Here is a 17706-nt window from a genome sequence, read left to right as displayed (position 1 = left end):
CGAATTCCTTCTACTGATGCACGGCGAGCTGGTACGCCGTGTATTTGCGAATGTTGATCACGCCGGTGTCGAAGATCAGGTACTGGCCCTTGATGCCCAGCAACGTGCCTTCGGCGATCGGATTCTTGTCCAGGTTGAAGCTGACGATCTTGGTCGGGTACTCCACGACCGGATAGCGGATTTCCAGGGGTTCGATGTCGGTCACCGGCTGGATCGCCTGCAAACCGAAACGCTGTTGCAGGGCCAGCAGGCCCTCGGCGCAGGATTCGAACAACTGCTCGCGCACCGCCACCAGGTCCACCGCCTGGGCATCACCCTTGAGCAAGGCGCGCCAGTTGGTCTTGTCGGCCACCTGGGAACGGAACAGGTCTTCGACGAAACCCGATTGCTGGCGGGTCGCCACGCGCATGATCGGCAGCGCCTGGCTGGCGCCCTGGTCAAGCCAGCGGGTCGGCAGTTGGGTGGCGCGGGTGATGCCGACCTTGATCCCCGACGAGTTGGCCAGGTAGACCACGTGGTCGGTCATGCAGAACTGCTCGCCCCATGACGGATCGCGGCAAGTACCGGCGTCGTAGTGGCAGCGTTCCGGGCTCATGATGCAGATATCGCACTGGGCCAGCTTGGTCATGCACGGGTAGCAGTAGCCCTGGTTGAAGCTGGTCTTGGTCTTGCGCCCGCAATGGCTGCAATGGATCGCACCCAGGTATTCCAGGCGCACCGTGGTGCCGATCAAGGGGTTGACCGGCACCTCGCTGTCGCCCAGGCGAAAAGCGTATTCAACGTTCGGCCCGTCAAGGCGCGCCGACATTTTGCTGATGGAACCGCGGCCAATCTCGATCAATGGATGGCATCCGACTTGAACAGGATGTTCGGCACCGGCGCCGACTTCGAGGCGCATTCCTGCGGGCCCATGTAGCCGGTACGTTGATCCTCGGGCAGATTTTGCATTTCCCAGGCGATCATCGCCTGCAGGGACAGTTCACGCTGTTCGGCGGTGAGCTTGCGGCCATCGGACCATTTGCCGATCTCTACCGCCAGTTTCAGGCTCTGGTAGATCTCGGGGGTGATGTTTTCGATCATTTCAACAAAGGACGACATACAAGACTCCAGCGTTTAAAGGGCCCGTCGGCGGCTGTACAAGCCGCCCAACAGACCGGTGAGGCATCCGGTAAGCAACCCGCCAACGTGGGCGGCGTTGGCGATTTCACCGAAACCGATCATCGAGACCAGCCCGGACAGGCACAGCAGCAGCCACACCAGCATCATCACCAGCACGCCCCGAGGCAGGCGGTAGATGGGGTTGGGGGCCAGCAATTGATAGATCCAGCAATGCCCGAGCAGGCCGTAGAGTACCCCGGACAGGCCACCGAACAGGGTCGGCCCGCTGAAGTAGTACTGCGCATAATTCGACACCAGGCTGAACAGCAGGGTCAGGCCCAGCAGGTTGATGCCGCCCTGGCGCATTTCGATGCGCCGCCCCAGCTCCCAGTACCACATGCCGTTCATGGCGATATGCAGGAAGCCGAAGTGGATCAGCATCGGCGTCACCAGGCGCCACCACTGCCCCGCCGCCAGGCTGTCGGCCAGGGAGCTGAACTGGATGTAGTCGCCAACCACGCGGAACTCGAGGAAGGTGAACCAACTCAGGGTCTGCAGGTTGTCGCCGAGCAAGGTAATACCGCATACCGCCAGGCTCAGGAGCAGGATCAACGCAGTGACCGGGCTGCTGCGCAGTTGCTGGACGAAGCCGGGGCGCGCCGGGGCAATGGCCTGGGGAATGTCCAGTTGCTGCTCGGGGTCGCCCTGGGGAAAGCGCTGGTACAGGCCACGCACGTCCTCGCTGATGGATTCCGGCACCCAGAGCACCTGTTCCCCCGCCTCCTCGCTGACCCGGTGAGGCACCTGCATGCGTTGCAGCAGCTTGACGAAGCCGCTCAGGTCTGTCGCCAGGGGCAGGCGCAATACCGCTACCGCACTCATCGCACTACCTCGGGCCGCTCAACGTCGACCCAGACAAATTTATTCGGATCCAGGCGGGTTTCCTGGTCCAGCCGATACGCGGCGAGCTTGCCGTAGAGCACCGCGCTGTAGTCCAGGCACGCCAGGTTGGGACGGATCGGCGCCGGCTTGCCGCTGCGCCAGTAGTGCCCGACGAACAGCATCGGTTCCTCGGCGCCATAACGCAGCAGGCTGTTCTTCTCGGCCGGGGACAACGGCGTGCGGGCCACAGGCTCAGGCAAGGCATCGGGCTGGAACACGATGTCGCCGTAGGTCTGCGGGTCGTCTTCCCAGAACTTGGTACGGAAGAAGGCGCGGGTCAGGCCGTCGCCGCTGGTCATCGTCAAGCCATGGGGCAGGCGCATGTCGGTGCCCCGCAGCAGGCGGTCGAAGGCGGTACAGGCAAAGCTGTCGGGAACGGCCGCGGACTGCAGGAACTCGCGGTCGATGCAGCCGTTGGGGTACTGCTGGCGCAGCGGCGCGATCAGGCCGGCATCCCAGCAGGCGTGCACCACGCGAAAACGCCCGGCGTCGACGAACAGCGGCAACTCATAGAACCACTGCAGAAAATCGTGCCAGTCACCCGGGTGCTGTTCGAACTGGGTCAGGGTCTCGTGGATCAGCCGGGCATGGCGCGGGGTGTGCTCGCGCACGAACTGCTTGCCGCTGCCTTCGGCCGCCGGAGTGCTCCAGCCCAGGGCATTGAACTCGTGGTTGCCCATGATGCACAGGGCCTGACCGGCCTCGACCATGTCGTGGACGATGTGCAGGGACTCACGGATACGCGGGCCGCGGTCGATGATATCGCCGAGGAACACCGCCATGCGCGACGGATGCCGCCAGACGCCGGCCTGCTTGTGATAACCGAGCCGATCCAGCAAGTGCTCCAGGGTCAGGGCGCAACCGTGCACGTCACCGATCAGGTCGTAGCTACGCGCGGGATCGAGCATCAGTCGCCTCCACCGCCCAGCCGGCTGCCCCAGCCGAGTTTGGTCCGGCAGACCTCGTAGTAGTTGTGGTCCAGCGGGTGGATCAGGCGCAGTTTCTGCGCCTTCTTGCTGACCGTGATGGTGTCGCCCGGGGCACAGGTGAAGTGGTTCTGCCCGTCACAGGACACTTGCGGATAGATCTGCATATCTTTGGACACGACGATTTTCAGCTCGCTGTTGCCATCGACCACGATCGGTCTTCCCGACAAGGTATGGGGGTACATCGGCACAATCACAATGGCATCGAGCTTGGGATGCATGATCGGCCCGCCGGCGGACAGGGCGTAGGCCGTGGAACCGGTGGGCGTGGCGACGATCAGGCCGTCGGCCTTCTGGCTGCAGACGAACTGGCCGTCGATGTAGATCTCGAACTCGATCATCCGCGTCGACTTGCCCGGGTGCAGCACCACGTCGTTCAGCGCATCGCCCTGGCCGATGGCCTCGGCATGGCGGCGCACCTCGGCCTGCAGCAGGAAGCGGTTCTCGACCAGGTAGTGGCCGTCCAGCACCTCGGCGACCTTGACCTCCAGCTCGTCGGGGCGGATGTCGGTGAGAAAGCCCAGGCTGCCGCGGTTGATCCCCAGCACCGGGATGTTGTGCCGCGCCAGGGCCCGGGCGGCGCCCAGCAGGCTGCCGTCGCCACCGACCACGATGACCATGTCGCAGACCTCGCCCAGCAACTTGCGCGAGGAAGTCTGCAGGCCGTGGCCGGGCAGCACTTCGGCGATAGTGTCCTCAAGGATCACGTGCAGGTGCCGCGCCAGCAGAAACTTTTTCAGTCGGCGAACTGTGTCCAGCACCTGGGAACTGCCCAGGCGACCGATAATGCCGATATTGCGAAATTGCTCCATGGGGCTCCTGCGGGGTTCGGGTACGGGCGAAACGGAGGATTATGGGCGAAACCCGGCGTTAGACAAAATCCTTTCAGCCACACGGGCTTAGCCAGCCCTGCGGCAACTGCGAGTGGCACGCATTTATCGCGATCGGCCCGGGTTTGCGTCTATGCTCGCAAGATGCTCCTGTTCCCTGATCTGCTCGGCCTTCCCCGCCAGTTGCGTCAACCTGAAGTCCGCGACCTCGCCTGGGTCATCCTCGCGCCGCCGATGCTCAGCCACACGCCCTGGCCACAACGCCACCCGCTCGCCGGCAGCGACTGGGTCCAGGCGCCGCAACTGCTGGCCCACTGGCTGCGCTGCCAGGATCTGGACAGCCGCGCCCTGCGCCAATGGCTGGCCGAGGGCCCGACCCGGCGCCTGGGCCTGTATTACGAGCGCCTCTGGCAATTTGCCGTCCGCCACGCCCCCGGGGTCGAGCTGCTGGCGGCCAACCTGCCGATCCGCCGCGGCGGCCACACCCTGGGCGAACTGGACATGCTGCTGCGCGACCGTGACGGCGTGCATCACCTGGAACTGGCGATCAAGCTGTACCTGGGCCCCCAGGCCGGCAATGGCCAGGACAGCGCCCAATGGCTGGGCCCTGGCTGCCATGACCGCCTGGACCGCAAGCTGGCGCACCTGGATGGGCACCAACTGCCGATTTCCGCCCGGGATGAAAGCCGCGAAGCCCTGGCGGCACTGGATATCCACCAGTTCAGCGCGCACCTGTGGCTGGGGGGCTACCTGCTGTACCCCTGGCCGGGTCGCGCCGAACCGCCCCAGGGCGCCCACCCGCAGCACCTGTGCGGGCGCTGGCTGCATCAGCGCGACTGGCCGGCATTTTTCGCCCAGAGCGCCCCGGGGCGCTGGCAGCCCCTGCCCCGCCACGCCTGGCTGGCGCCGGCCCACTACCCGGCCGAGCAGGCCTGGACCGCCACGCAACTGCAGCAATGGCTGGCGGAACTTGCCCCCCAGGCCCCGGCGCAGTTGCTGGTGCGCCTGGAGCAAACCCCAGAAGGCGGTTGGGAAGAAGCCGAACGCCTGTTCCTGGTGGCCGATCTCTGGCCCCATGCTCCTCCCCAGCCCTCCTGACAATTTGCCGGCGAAGCCCCCCCCTATGGGCATCACAGGACTCAAGGGCCCGTTCGCCGGCAAGCCGGCGCCTACATCAGAGACAGGCGCAGCGCCAACGCCGCCAAGGTCGCCAGCAACACCGGCAGCGTCAGCACGATGCCGACACGGAAGTAGTAACCCCAGCCAATGTGAATGCCCTTGCGCTCCAGTACATGCAGCCAGAGCAGGGTCGCCAGGCTGCCGATGGGGGTGATCTTCGGCCCCAGGTCACTGCCGATGACGTTGGCGTAGATCATCGCTTCCTTGACCACCCCCGTGGCCTGGCTGGCATCGATGGACAAGGCGCCGATCAGCACCGTCGGCAGATTGTTCATCAGCGATGACAAGCCCGCCGTGAGCAACCCGGTGCCCAGGGCCGCGCCCCAGATCCCGCCGCCGGCAAAGGCATCCAGCCAGCCGGCCAGGTACGCCGTGAGCCCGGCATTGCGCAGGCCGTACACCACCAGGTACATGCCCAGGGAAAAAATCACGATCTGCCAGGGCGCTTCCCTGAGCACCTTGCGCGTGGAGATCCGGTGCCCACGGGCGGCAATCGCCAGCAGCAGCGCCGCGCACACCGCGGAAATCGCGCTGATGGGAATGCCCAGCGGTTCCAGGGCAAAGCAGCCCAGCAGCAGGATCAGCAGCACCCACCAGCCGGCCATGAAGGTCGCCCGGTCATGGATGGCGCTGGCGGGCTCGGCCAGTTGCCGGGGGTCGTAATCCAGCGGGATATCGCGGCGGAAGAACCACAGCAGCACCGCCAAGGTGGCGGCCACGCTCACCAGGTTGACCGGCAGCATCACCAGCGCATAACGGTTGAAGCCAATCTTGAAAAAGTCCGCGGAAACGATGTTCACCAGGTTCGAAACCACCAGCGGCAGGCTCGCGGTGTCGGCAATGAACCCCGCGCCCATGACGAAGGCCAGGGTCGTGGCCGGTGAAAAGCGCAAGGCCAGGAGCATGGAAATGACGATGGGGGTCAGGATCAGCGCGGCGCCGTCATTGGCGAACAGCGCCGAGACCAGCGCCCCCAGCAATACCATGAAGGCAAACAGCCGCCTGCCCCGCCCTCGCCCCCAGCGCGCCACATGCAGCGCGGCCCAGGCAAAGAACCCGGCCTCGTCCAGCAGCAGGCTGATGATGATCAGCGCGACAAAGGTACCGGTGGCATTCCAGATGATCTGCCAGACCACCGGGATATCCGCCCATTGCACCACCCCGAACAACAACGCCAGGGTTGCGCCGAACACGGCGCTCCAGCCAACGCCCAGGCCCCTGGGCTGCCAGATCACCAAGGTAATGGTCAGCAGGAAAATCGATACGGCAATCAACATGAGAGTGGGTCTTGAGTATGCAGGAGCCGGCTTGCCGGCGAAGGCACCCCACGGGACTCCGGGGCCTCTTCGCCGGCAATCCGGCTCCTGCGACAGCGGGCAATGGTGGGGAATCAGGCCTTGCGTTGCTGCTCGACCCACTGTCCGTAGGCGTTGATGAAGCCCTGCAGGAACGGCCGGGTTGCTTCAGACAGTTTGCCGGCCTCGTCGAAGGCCGAACCGGCGCCGCCCAGGTAGGCTTCCGGCTGCTGCATGCAGGGCACGTTGAGGAACACCAGGGACTGGCGCAGGTGGTGGTTGGCGCCAAAACCGCCGATGGCCCCCGGGGATACGCTGATCACCGCCCCCGGCTTGCCGCTCCAGGCGCTTTTACCGTAGGGACGCGAGCCAACGTCGATGGCGTTTTTCAGCGCCGCCGGTACCGAGCGGTTGTATTCCGGGGTAACGAACAGCACCGCGTCGGCGCCGCTGATCTGCTCGCGAAAACGGGTATAGGCCGCCGGTGGCGTGGCATCGATGTCTTCGTTGTAGAGCGGCAGGTCGCCGATCTCGACGATGTTCAGCTGGAGGCTGGCAGGCGCCAGCTCGGCCAGGGCCAGGGCGACCTTGCGGTTCAGGGACTGCTTTCTCAGGCTACCGACCAGTACTGCGACCTTGTAGACATTGCTCATGGGAGTTTCCAACCGTTGGCGTAAAGAAGGTGTTAGTTATAGATGACCCGAGGTGATATCTGCTACCCCACCCCGATAATTCCCAAACCATGGCCTGTTGCCAGACAGCCCGTGGCAACGAGGCTGGCGCCGGTAGCGGATTATTTTTTCCCCGGGGTAAAACTTCCCCTGGGGACACCGGGTCTACACCACCGAATTTGCGTGTTTTATCTCCAGAGGCTCTAAAGAATGGCTGCAGTACTTGTCGGACAATTCCATGCAAGAGATGCCGAGGGACGGGTGTACTCAGTGCACGAATTCCAGGAATCCATGCCCCCGCAGGACGGCGCGGCCGGATCGGAGCCCGTGACCACTTACCGCCTGGCGATCGGCGACCGGGTCAAGAAACTCGATGACAACCAGTTCCTGCTGGTGCAATCGGACGTGACCATCGTGCGCGAGCCCGAGACCTATGTAGCTCAGTGATTCTGCGCGAGCATCATCGCCAGCTGTTGTGTCGCCACACTTGGGTTAGGATTCGTTGCTTGACCCCTCGACGGCTGGAGATGGACTTCAAGCATGCGTTTACGTCATATCGAAGTGATTCAGGCGCTCCTGCAAACCGCTCACCTGGGCACTGCCGCCGAACTGCTGCAACTTTCGGTGGCCGAGGTCGAGGCCCTGCTACGCGACGCCGAGAGCCAATTGGGCTTCATGCTGTTTGCCAGTGTTCGCGGCCGTTTGCAGGCCACCCGTGAAGCCCGGGAACTGCAGGGCGCCATCACCCGGGTGTATGACGCTTTCGAGCCCGTCCAGCGTCTGGCCGACAGCCTGAGGTTCCACCAGGCGCCGCCGCTGCGCCTCGTCGGCACCCCGCCGCTGGTTCAGCAACTGCTTCCCCAATGCATCGCCGCCCTGCGCCGGCGCTTCGCCGACACCCCTTGCAGCCTGCTCGGCCAGAGCACCCGGGACATGGTCCACAGCCTGCTGCTGCGTGACTGCGATCTGGGCCTGAGCCTGCACGATCCGCAGCACCCGGACATCCACAGCCAGGCCCTGGCCCAGGGCAAGCTGTTCCTCCTGGCGCCCCACGGCTGGCTGCAACCCAAGCAGAAATACGTCGCCCTGCAGGACCTGGCCGGCCAGGCCATGGTCGGCCTGGAGGGCCAGGACCCACTAAGCGTGATACTCGCCAGCAAATTGCAGAACCTGCGCCCCAGCCCGGTGATCCAGACCCGGGTGCAAACCTATCAGATGATGCGCAGCCTGGTGGAAGCTGGCGAAGGGCTGGCCATCGTCGACCCCTTCACTGCCGTCGGCGCCCGCAGCGCCGGGCTCGATGTATGCCCGCTGTCGCCCCCCATCAGCGTCACGCTGTACGCCTTGCGGCGCCAAGGCAGCGACAGCTCGCCCCTGACCACTGCCCTGCTGGAGCTGCTCACGGAACAGGCCGAGGCCCTGCTGGCAGGTTAAAGCGCCGGCCCCTCCAGCTCATTGGCAAACAGCCGGTACCAGAAGATCGCCACTTCGGCGGTCTGCGGGTCGATACCGCGGTAACGCAGGTGGTCCACGCCCCCTACCACATAGCCGCATTGCTCGTAGAGGCGGCAGGCCCCCAGGTTGTTGTTCTGGGTTTCCAGCATCATCCCCGGCAGTTTTTTCCTGCGGCTCCAGAACTGCGCCACATCCAGCAGCGCCCTGGCTACCCCGTGGCGCCGCGCCGGCGCATGCACCGCCAGCTCATCGATATGGGCGTAACCGTTCCAGTTGGTGCTGACCACCACATGGCCCACCGGCTGGTCGTCCAGATAGGCCATGAAGATCTCGCTGTCTGCGGCATTGCGGTAGCTGCTGAACTCTTCCGGGTCGATGCCATAGCATTTGCGATAGGGCACGATCCGTCGCAGGGCCCAGTCCGCCACTGGCACTTCGCGTTCGGCCACGGCATAGGCGCTGACCTCGAAGCTGAAGTCGCTGCCCCAGATATAAGCGGCAAAGCCCTCATCGGCGACTCGCACCGCCAGGCCCGGATAACGGGGATTCACAACAGGCTGCATGGCCGGGAAACTCCTCATGCCTTGATGCAATCGACGGTGTACTGGCGCCCGTCGCCCAGATCGTCATGCTGCAGCCCGTGCACATCGGCGACAAACCCCGGAAAGCTGCTGTCAAAGGCCCGGGCGAAGGCCAGGTAATCGATGATCGAACGGGTGGACTCGGTGAAACGCTCGCCCGGCATGATCAGCGGAATGCCCGGCGGATAGGGCACCAGCATCACCGCAGCGATACGCCCCTGCAACTGATCGATGGAAACCGCCTCGACCTCGCCCCGCACCAGATGGTCATAGGCATCGGCAGGCTTGATGGCCACCTCCGGCAGCACCGTGTACATGCGCTTGAGGTGCTTGGCCGTGGCGTTGCTGCGGTAGCAGGCGTGCAACTGGTCGCAGAGGTCCTGCAGGCCCATGCCCTGGTAGCGCTGCGGGTCCTGCCCGGCCACGCTGGGCAGGCAACTGGCCAGGCTGACATTGGCGTCGTAGTTGCGCTTGAACTCCAGCAGCTCGGTGAGCAGCGTGCTCCACTTGCCCTTGGTGATGCCCATGGAGAACAGCACCAGGAACGAATAGAGCCCGGTCTTCTCCACCACCAGCCCGCGCTCCCAGAGAAACTTGCTGACCACCGCCGCCGGGATCCCGTGCTCGCTCAGGGCGCCGCCCGCGGTCAGGCCGGGCATGACCAGGGTCACCTTGATCGGGTCCAGCAGCACATAGTCATCGGTGACCCCGGCAAAGCCGTGCCACTCGCCTTCAGGTTCCAGCAGCCAGTCTTCGGTGCGCACCTGGTCGATGCCCTCGACCCGCTCCGGTTGCCACACCGAGAACCACCAGTCATCGGCGGCGATGTTCTGCCGCAGGTTGGCCAGGGCCCGGCGAAAGCTCAGGGCCTCGTCGAACATTTCCTGCAGCAGCGAGCGCCCCGCCGGCCCTTCCATCATCGCCGAAGCCACGTCCAGCGAGGCGATGATGCTGTACTGCGGCGAGGTGGAGATATGCATCATGAAGGCTTCGTTGAAGCGGTCGCGGTCCAGTTGCCGGGCGCCGCCATCCTGCACGTGAATCATCGAGGCCTGGCTGAAGGCCGCCAGCAGCTTGTGGGTGGAATGGGTGGTGAATACCAGCGGGCTGTCGGCGCTGCGGGACGTGCCCATGCCGTAGCGCCCGGCGAAAAACTCATGAAAGGCCGCATAGGCGTACCAGGCTTCGTCGAAGTGCAGCACCTCGACACTGTTGCCCAGGCTTTGCTTGATCAGCTCGGCGTTGTAGCACAGGCCGTCATAGGTGGAGTTGGTGACCACCGCCAGCTTGACCCTGGGCGGCCGACCGCGGGTCAGCGGGCTGGCATCGATCTTGGCCTGGATCGACTCGGCGCTGAACTCGCTCAGGGGAATCGGCCCGATGATCCCCAGTTCGTTGCGCTCCGGGCACAGGTACAGGGGAATGGCCCCGGTCATGATGATCGAGTGCAGCACTGACTTGTGGCAGTTGCGGTCCACCAGCACCAGGTCATCGCGACCGACCATGGAATGCCAGACGATCTTGTTGGCGGTGGAGGTGCCATTAATCACGAAAAAGGTGTGATCGGCGCCAAAGTTGCGCGCGGCACGGGCTTCGGCTTCCGCCAGCGGGCCGGTGTGATCCAGCAGCGAGCCCAGCTCCGGGACCGACACCGACAGGTCCGAACGCAAGGTGTTCTCGCCAAAGAACTGGTGAAACGCCTGCCCCACCGGGCTCTTGCGATAGGCCACGCCACCGCCGTGCCCCGGGGTGTGCCAGGAATAGTTGGAGTCGGCGGTGTGCTGTACCAGGGCCTTGAAGAACGGTGGCAGCAAGCCATCCAGGTAGCCCCGCGCAGCCCGGGCCACTTGCCGGGCCAGGAAGGGCACCGTGTCCTCGAACAGGTAGAGAATGCCCCGCAGCTGGTTGAGTTCGCTCATGGCGTCGGCGGGGGCGTTTTCCAGGGTCACCTGCTCGCCCAGGGCAAAGATCGGCAGCAGCGGTGCACGTACTCGCGCCAGGCGGATCAGTTCCACCATGTTCTGCAACAGGTGCTTGTTTTCCCCGGCCCCTTCGGCGGCGATCAACATGCAGGCCAGGCCGTGATGGGTCGAAGCCACCATCCGCCCTTCGGCATAGTCCACCGCGGAAAAGATGCTGAACCCGTCCTTTTCCAGTTCCCGGGCGATCCCCCTGACCCGGTCCCCCGCGACCGTATCGGCCTTGATGTCGCGATGCACGATCAGGATCGGAAACTGCAGGTCTTTATACATGGGGCTCAGTGTCCTGAAACGGCGGGCAGGCCCCGCCAATCAACTCAGGGTAGAAGCTGCGCACGCTTCGTGTCACCCCAGGCATGGGCTGGGTGTAACAAAACGTCGCTCTGGAACAATTGCCGGTCCCCTCCCGGCCACGCCCCAACCACGCCTGTAGCCGCTGCTGAGCCCGCGACGCTGCGAAAAGGACCGAAGGGCCTTGCCTGGCGATCTCCCGCCAGCCCCCTGCGGCCCTGAATATCGCGGCGCCTCCTACGGCGCCGTTCGCCGCCTGCGGCAGCGGTCACAACAAAGGCTTACTGCTGGGCTTCGAGCAACTGGGTCCAGAGGGCCGGGGCGCCGGCGGACTTGGCGATGATTTCCAGGCGCGCCTGATGCTCGGCCAATTCGGCCTCGCTGGCCTGGATGATCCGCCCGCGCGGGCGATCGGCCGGCAAGCGGCGGATTTCCGACGCCTGGCCGGCCCCCTCGCCAGAGCCGTTGCCGTCCGAGGCATTGCCCGCCAGGGACAGGCTGGTCTGGCCACCGGTCATGGTCAGGTAGACGTCGGCCAGGATCTCCGAGTCGAGCAAGGCGCCGTGCAGTTCACGGCCGGAGTTGTCGACGCCGTAGCGTTTGCACAGGGCGTCGAGGCTGTTGCGCTGCCCCGGGTGCCGCTCGCGGGCCATCATCAGGGTGTCGAGGATGGTGCAGTGCTGGGTGATGTCGGCCCGTTCGTGCTGGCCCATCAAGGCGAATTCGTTGTTGATGAAGCCAACGTCGAACGCCGCGTTGTGGATGATCAGCTGCGCGCCCTGGATGAAGTCGAAGAACTCGTCGGCGACTTCGGCGAAACGCGGCTTGCCCACCAGGAACTCGTTGGTGATGCCGTGGACGCCGATGGCGCCCTCATCGCTCTCGCGATCCGGTTGCAGGTAAACGTGGAAGTGCCGGCCGGTCAGGCGCCGACCGATCAACTCGACGCAACCGATTTCAATGATCCGGTGGCCGTCGGTCACCGGCATGCCGGTGGTTTCGGTATCGAGTACAACAGATCTGTTGGCCATCAGGGGTCAGTTCTCAACGGTGAAAGTGTTTCAAAGCGCGGGATTTTAGCACGCTCTGGCGGCAGGACACCCATGGCGGATTCATCAGCCCGCAGCCTGCGCAGTTTTTAACAATCCTTAGCAAAGCTGCTGCAGTTCGTTGCAACGCAAAGCGCTAGGGTGCCCGACGATATTTTCCGCCGGACCCAGAGCCCTGCCATGACCTCCAGCAAAACCCGACTGGCCTGCGCGCTCTGCGCCTGCCTGTTCACCGACATCGTCCAGGCCAGCGCCCTGGTGATCAGCACCGACATCAGCATGAGCCTGACCCTGAGTTCAACCGAAGGCAGCTCCAAAGCCAGCAGCTCATTCAAGGACGACAAACTTGTGCTCGCCGCCCAGAGCGATGCCGCGGCCTTCGTGGCCAGCGCCGGCGAGATCCGTGGCGCCCGATTGGAAGCCGCCCTGACGCACATTCGCCAGGTGCTCGGTGCCCCGCCCTGTACCGACCTGCAGCTGGCCAGCGCCATGCTTGCGCTCTGAGCCCCCGAGGCGCATCCGCATGCTGATTCATCGCGCGCCCCGGCCGTTTCTTTATATGAACACGGGTATTGCGTTACCGTGCGGCCTCACCCAGGCGCCCGGGCGCTGGTACCCGGCGTTGCACTCACCCCACAGGAACCGCCCTCCCATGCTCAAGACTCGACAGATGCTCCCACTGCTGTTGGCCTTGGCCTGCATCAGTGGCTGTTCTTCCCTTACGCACACCGACAGCGACAGCCGGCAGCGGCCGCTGGTGGTTGCCCATCGCGGCGGCGCCGCGGACTTTCCCGAGAACACCCTGCTGGCCATCGACAACGCCCTGCGCAATAACGTCGACATGCTGTGGCTGACAGTGCAACTAAGCCGCGATGGCGTACCGGTGCTGTACCGACCGGCCGACCTGAGCGCCAATACCCAGGCCACAGGCGCAGTCAGCCAGCACACCCTGGCGCAGTTGCAGGCACTCAATGCCGGGTGGAATTTCAAGCAGACAGCAGCCGATGGCCAGGTGAGCTTTCCCTATCGTGCCCAGCCGGTAAGCCTGCCGTCGTTGCGTCAGGCGCTGCTGGCGATCCCCGAGTCGGTGCCGGTGATTCTCGACATGAAGGCCCTGCCGGCCGCCCCCCAGGCCCAGGCCGTCGCCCGTTTGCTGGAACAGCTGCACGCCTGGAACCGGGTGCTGATCTACTCCACCGATGCCGGCTACCAGCAGGCTTTCGCGCCCTACCCCCAGGCCCGGCTGTTCGAATCCCGGGACAGTACCCGGGACCGGCTGGCCGGCGTCGCCCTCGCCCACCACTGCAAAGCACCACCTGCACCCGGCAGTTGGGTGGCTTTCGAGTACCGGCGCCCGGTGCAACTGGTCGAGACCTTTACCCTGGGCGAGGCGCGCTCCCAGGTCGATGCCCGGCTGTGGACGCCCGCTGCGGTGGATTGCTTTCAGTCACGGGGCAAGGTGCGGATGCTGGCGATCGGCATCAACACGGCCGAGGACTACCAGGCGGCCGCCTGCCTGAAGATGGATGCGGTGCTGGTGGATTCGCCCCGTGCGATGGGGGAAATGAAGCAGCGGCTCGAACGGCCGCTGCCTTGTCGCTGATTGCCCGCTCAGGGCATCAGGGCTGCTTGTAGCCGCGGACCTCGTCGACGCCGCGGTTGGCCAGTTGGTCGGCCCGCTCGTTACCGTGATGGCCGGTGTGGCCGCGCACCCATTTCCAGGTGACGTTGTGGCGGTTGACCTGTTCATCGAGCTGCTGCCACAGGTCGGCATTCTTCACCGGCTCCTTGGCGGCGGTCTTCCAGCCGCGCTTCTTCCAGTTGGCCATCCACTCGTTGATGCCCTTCATCACATACTGCGAGTCGGTGACCAGTTGCACATCGCACTGGCGCTTGAGCTCTTCCAGGCCGCGGATCGCCGCCATCAGCTCCATGCGATTGTTGGTGGTGTTGGCTTCGCCGCCCCAGAGCTCCTTTTCGACGCCCTTGCACACCAGCAGCGCGCCCCAGCCACCGGGGCCGGGATTGCCCTTGCAGGCACCGTCGGTAAAGATTTCTACGCTATCGCTCATCCACGCCTTCCATCAGAAAATTGCCATTGGCTCGCCGACCGCGATCGACCGGGCCCAGGGCCGGGCAACGCCGGCCGGGAGTATATAAAAAGAGGGTTTCAGCAGCTCATCAAGGCTCGCTGTTGCGGCGGTTGACCTTGGCCATGGGCAGCGGTACCAGCTTGCCTATCGGCTCGCGCCGCACCTGGCGCACCGGGCGCAGGCCCACGGCGATCTTGCGTGCAACCAACAGATAGAAGCCGCCGCCGGACAGTTGCCAGTGCCCGGCCCTGCGCTCCCAGCCGGCCAACCGCGCCTGCCATGCCGTTGAAGCAAGCGGCGGACGATAGCACCCGAAGCGGCGTTTCTCCAGCGCGAAGCCCAGCAGGTTGAGCCAGTCGCCGACCCGCGACGGGGAGATGCAGCGGGCCAGGCGCAGCGCATCATGGGCGAACACATGGCGCAGGCCCCAGGTACTCCAGGGGTTGATGCCGACAATCAGCAGATGCCCCCCAGGGCGCACGCTGCTGGCCGCCTCGCGCAGCAGGCCATGGGGCGACAGGCAGAAATCCAGGCCGTGCTGCAGCACCACCACATCGGCGGCGTGCTCGCTCAGGGGCCAGGCCTGCTCCTCGCAGACGATCTCCACCCCGGGCAAGGGGGCGCCCAGACGCACATTGCGCTGCACCTGGGGCGCCGCCGGCGGGGTTTGCGCCGAGGGCCCGTAGTGCACCAGGTAACCGCCGAAGAAACGCCCCAGTTCCTCTTCGAGCATGCGCCGCTCTTCATCCAGCAGAAATTGCCCCAGGGGGCCGGACAGCCACTCCCGGGCCGCACTGATCAGGGCCAGCCAGTCGGGATCTGCCTGAGCGAAGGCTTTATCGGTCATTGCATTCTCCAACACGCCAAGAAGCTCTAAGATGCGCCATTGTTTTCCGCTTGGCGAATCCGAAGATGATACAGATCAGTGCCCTGCCCGCCTTCACCGACAACTACATCTGGTTGTTACAAGATCATCGCAGCCAGCGCTGCGCAGTCGTCGATCCGGGGGATGCGGCGCCGGTTCTGGCCTGGCTGGAGCAGCACCCGGGCTGGGTGCTCAGCGACATCCTGATCACCCACCATCACCACGATCACGTCGGTGGCGTCGAACGCCTCAAGCAGCACAGCGCGGCCACGGTCTATGGCCCGGCCCGGGAAAAGATCCCGGCCCGCGACGTCGGCCTCGAAGACAACCAGCGGGTCAGCATCCTCGGCTGGGAGTTCGAGGTGTTCGCCGTGCCCGGCCATACCCTGGGGCATATCGCCTACTACCACCATGGCCTGCTGTTCTGTGGCGATACCCTGTTCGCGGCCGGTTGCGGCCGGCTGTTCGAGGGCACCCCGGAGCAGATGCACCACTCCCTCGGCCGCCTCGCCGCGCTGCCGGACGACACCCTGATCTACTGCACCCACGAATACACCCTGAGCAACCTGCGCTTCGCCCAGGCGGTGGAACCGGCCAACCCGGACATCGCCGAACGCCTGGCCAAGGTCACGCAGATGCGCGAGCAAGGGCGCATGACCCTGCCCTCGACCCTGGCCCTGGAGAAATTGACCAACCCGTTCCTGCGTACCGGTGAAACATCCGTTAAACAAAAAGCGGACGAACGGGATGGCCAGGATAACCAGTCGCAGAGTGCGGTCTTTGCGGCTCTGAGGGCTTGGAAAGATAAGTTCTAAGCAGGCTATCGATTGGTACAAAAATTCTGAATGGTTGACCGCACCCCGGGTGCTTTCTAGAATCGCCCGACATTTTTGCCCGGAACTTACTTCCAGCCAATGTCGTCATCTATTCGTTATTCCATCAGTTCAGACGCATTGACGCGCTTGGCCCAGGCCATCGCGGTAGCTGTGTCAGCGACTCTTGCGGGCTGCCAAAGCACCGGCCATGCCCCGCAGAGCGACGCGACACACACACAGAATTTCAACGCCCGCATCAAGCAGAAACCCATCTGGCTGAGCAACCAGCCCAGCCCGCAAGTCCCCCAGGACGTCTGGGAACGCATGCGCCAAGGGTTCCAGTTGCAAGAAGGCCTGGGCGTCAACCCGCGTATTGAACAGCAGCGCCTGTGGTTCGCCAGCAACCCTTCCTTCCTGGAAAATGCCGGCGAGCGCGGCAGCCTTTATATCCACTACATCGTCGAGCGTCTCGAAGAACGCAACATGCCGCTGGAACTGGCCCTGCTGCCGGTCATCGAAAGCGCCTACAACCCCCTGGCCTATTCCCGGGCCGATGCGGTGGGGTTGTGGCAGTTCGTCCCGGCCACCGGGCGCTACTTCAACCTGCGCCAGACCCGCTTCTACGATGGCCGCCGCGACATCACCGCCTCCACCACTGCGGCCCTGGACTACCTGACTCGCCTGCACGACATGTTCAACGGTGACTGGCTGCTGGCACTGGCCGCCTACAACGCCGGTGAAGGCACGGTGAGCCGGGCCATCGAGCGCAACGACAAGCTCGGCCTGCCCACCGACTACTGGAACCTGCCACTGCCGGCCGAGACCCAGGCCTATGTGCCCAAGCTGCTGGCCCTGTCCCAGGTGGTACTGGCCCCGCAGGCCTACGGCGTGAACCTCAACCCGATCGCCAACGAACCCTACTTCCAGGTGGTGGAGATCAACCAGCGCATGGACCTCTCCAAGGTCGCGGCGGTGGCCAACATCGACGAGGACGAGCTGTTCCAGCTCAATCCGGCGTTCAAACAGCGCACCACCATCGACGGGCCCCAGCACCTGCTGGTGCCGACTTCCAAGGCACAGTTGCTGACCACCAGCCTGTCCACCATGAAACCCGAAGAACTGATCAGCAAGCGCTCCCTCAAACCGGTCTTCGACCGCGACGAAGGGCGTGATTCGCTGCGGGCCAAGCGCATCTACCGGGTCAAGAATGGCGACAACCTGACCCTCATTGCCAAGGCCAACAAGGTTGACGTCCAGGACCTGCAGCGCTGGAACAAGCTCAGCGGCAAGAACCTCAAGGTCGGCCAGACTCTGGTGATGCAGGACACCCGCAAGGTGGCCAGCAAGAAAACCAGCCTGGCCAGCAACAAGAAGAAGTCGACTCAGTACAAGGTCAAGCAGGGCGACTCGCTGTACATGGTGGCCAAGCGCTTCAATGTCGAGATGCAGCACCTCAAGCGCTGGAACCCGCGCGCGGCCCAGGCCCTCAAGCCCGGCCAGATGCTGACGGTGTACCTGCCGCACTGAAATCTCCCCTGTAGGAGCCGGCTTGCCGGCGAACAGCCTTTGCCGGCAAG

The 17706-nt window shown here is 64.5% G+C and carries 19 protein-coding genes; 7 read left to right on the top strand and 12 right to left on the bottom strand.

All coding sequences use genetic code 11. The features are described from left to right. Positions 1-10 precede the first annotated feature (10 nt). Genes KCG88_RS03910 through KCG88_RS03890 form a run of 5 tightly spaced genes read right to left on the bottom strand, consistent with a single transcriptional unit; the run spans position 11 to position 3838 of the window. Entirely contained in the window at positions 11-841 is an 831-nt protein-coding gene (locus KCG88_RS03910) for a DUF2797 domain-containing protein (protein WP_210711792.1), read from the bottom strand. Next, on the bottom strand, positions 838-1098 hold the full coding sequence (locus KCG88_RS03905) for a DUF1315 family protein (RefSeq protein ID WP_011061566.1): 261 nt from the start codon (positions 1096-1098) through the stop codon (positions 838-840). Before KCG88_RS03905 ends, KCG88_RS03910 begins: the two co-directional genes overlap by 4 nt. Positions 1099-1113: 15 nt before the next feature. Further along, entirely contained in the window at positions 1114-1980 is an 867-nt protein-coding gene (locus KCG88_RS03900; RefSeq protein ID WP_210711791.1) for a rhomboid family intramembrane serine protease, read from the bottom strand. After that, a complete protein-coding gene (locus tag KCG88_RS03895) occupies positions 1977-2951 on the bottom strand; it encodes a metallophosphoesterase (RefSeq protein WP_169891843.1) in 975 nt (324 codons plus the stop codon). Before KCG88_RS03895 ends, KCG88_RS03900 begins: the two co-directional genes overlap by 4 nt. Continuing rightward, positions 2948-3838, bottom strand: a complete 891-nt coding sequence (locus KCG88_RS03890; protein WP_007920913.1) for an NAD(+) kinase — start codon at positions 3836-3838, stop codon at positions 2948-2950. Before KCG88_RS03890 ends, KCG88_RS03895 begins: the two co-directional genes overlap by 4 nt. 162 nt (positions 3839-4000) lie before the next feature. Between KCG88_RS03890 and KCG88_RS03885 the strand changes: the two genes are divergently transcribed. After that, the gene (locus KCG88_RS03885; protein ID WP_210711790.1) at positions 4001-4954 is read left to right on the top strand and encodes a DUF1853 family protein; all 954 of its coding nucleotides are present in this window, start codon (positions 4001-4003) and stop codon (positions 4952-4954) included. Between the two features lie 71 nt (positions 4955-5025). Here the strand turns inward: KCG88_RS03885 and KCG88_RS03880 are convergent, their stop codons facing one another. Beyond that, positions 5026-6312 carry an arsenic transporter gene (locus tag KCG88_RS03880; protein WP_047336969.1) on the bottom strand — a complete coding sequence of 429 codons (1287 nt, stop codon included), beginning with the start codon at positions 6310-6312 and terminating at the stop codon, positions 5026-5028. 113 nt (positions 6313-6425) lie between these two features. Continuing rightward, positions 6426-6983, bottom strand: a complete 558-nt coding sequence (locus tag KCG88_RS03875; RefSeq protein ID WP_041118477.1) for an NAD(P)H-dependent oxidoreductase — start codon at positions 6981-6983, stop codon at positions 6426-6428. A 228-nt stretch (positions 6984-7211) separates the two neighbouring features. Between KCG88_RS03875 and KCG88_RS03870 the strand changes: the two genes are divergently transcribed. Both KCG88_RS03870 and KCG88_RS03865 read left to right on the top strand, forming a co-directional pair. Further along, positions 7212-7448, top strand: a complete 237-nt coding sequence (locus tag KCG88_RS03870; protein ID WP_047286984.1) for a hypothetical protein — start codon at positions 7212-7214, stop codon at positions 7446-7448. Between the two features lie 93 nt (positions 7449-7541). Further along, a complete protein-coding gene (locus KCG88_RS03865) occupies positions 7542-8435 on the top strand; it encodes a LysR family transcriptional regulator (protein WP_047286986.1) in 894 nt (297 codons plus the stop codon). Here KCG88_RS03865 and KCG88_RS03860 read toward each other — a convergent pair. The 3 genes from KCG88_RS03860 to dnaQ all read right to left on the bottom strand — a co-directional run bounded on the left by KCG88_RS03860 (position 8432) and on the right by dnaQ (position 12338). After that, complete coding sequence (locus KCG88_RS03860; RefSeq protein ID WP_015635812.1) at positions 8432-9019, bottom strand: GNAT family N-acetyltransferase; 588 nt, start codon at positions 9017-9019, stop codon at positions 8432-8434. The genes KCG88_RS03865 and KCG88_RS03860 overlap by 4 nt on opposite strands. A gap of 14 nt (positions 9020-9033) precedes the next feature. Then, positions 9034-11289, bottom strand: a complete 2256-nt coding sequence (locus KCG88_RS03855; protein ID WP_210711789.1) for an arginine/lysine/ornithine decarboxylase — start codon at positions 11287-11289, stop codon at positions 9034-9036. Between the two features lie 299 nt (positions 11290-11588). Further along, on the bottom strand, positions 11589-12338 hold the full coding sequence (gene dnaQ / locus KCG88_RS03850; RefSeq protein ID WP_047286990.1) for a DNA polymerase III subunit epsilon: 750 nt from the start codon (positions 12336-12338) through the stop codon (positions 11589-11591). A gap of 198 nt (positions 12339-12536) precedes the next feature. On the opposite strand from dnaQ, the gene KCG88_RS03845 reads away from it, so the two are divergent. Then, positions 12537-12860, top strand: a complete 324-nt coding sequence (locus KCG88_RS03845) for a DUF2388 domain-containing protein (RefSeq protein WP_210711788.1) — start codon at positions 12537-12539, stop codon at positions 12858-12860. 148 nt (positions 12861-13008) lie between these two features. Continuing rightward, on the top strand, positions 13009-13959 hold the full coding sequence (locus KCG88_RS03840) for a glycerophosphodiester phosphodiesterase family protein (protein WP_210711787.1): 951 nt from the start codon (positions 13009-13011) through the stop codon (positions 13957-13959). A 16-nt stretch (positions 13960-13975) separates the two neighbouring features. Here the strand turns inward: KCG88_RS03840 and rnhA are convergent, their stop codons facing one another. Both rnhA and KCG88_RS03830 read right to left on the bottom strand, forming a co-directional pair. Beyond that, complete coding sequence (rnhA, locus tag KCG88_RS03835; protein ID WP_011061579.1) at positions 13976-14428, bottom strand: ribonuclease HI; 453 nt, start codon at positions 14426-14428, stop codon at positions 13976-13978. Positions 14429-14537: 109 nt separating this feature from the next. Further along, the gene (locus KCG88_RS03830; RefSeq protein WP_047286997.1) at positions 14538-15296 is read right to left on the bottom strand and encodes a methyltransferase domain-containing protein; all 759 of its coding nucleotides are present in this window, start codon (positions 15294-15296) and stop codon (positions 14538-14540) included. Positions 15297-15361: 65 nt separating this feature from the next. Here KCG88_RS03830 and gloB point away from each other — a divergent pair, with 65 nt between their 5' ends. Together gloB and KCG88_RS03820 are read left to right on the top strand one after the other, a co-directional pair. Further along, positions 15362-16129, top strand: coding sequence for a hydroxyacylglutathione hydrolase (gene gloB, locus KCG88_RS03825; protein ID WP_210711786.1), 768 nt, complete (start codon positions 15362-15364; stop codon positions 16127-16129). 99 nt (positions 16130-16228) lie between these two features. Continuing rightward, positions 16229-17656 (top strand): LysM peptidoglycan-binding domain-containing protein, encoded by a 1428-nt coding sequence (locus KCG88_RS03820; protein ID WP_047286999.1) that lies wholly within the window; start codon positions 16229-16231, stop codon positions 17654-17656. Positions 17657-17706 lie beyond the last annotated feature (50 nt).

Source organism: Pseudomonas sp. MWU349, from assembly GCF_017947325.1.
Taxonomy (GTDB): domain Bacteria; phylum Pseudomonadota; class Gammaproteobacteria; order Pseudomonadales; family Pseudomonadaceae; genus Aquipseudomonas; species Aquipseudomonas protegens.
This window is presented reverse-complemented; position numbering and strand designations above follow the sequence as displayed.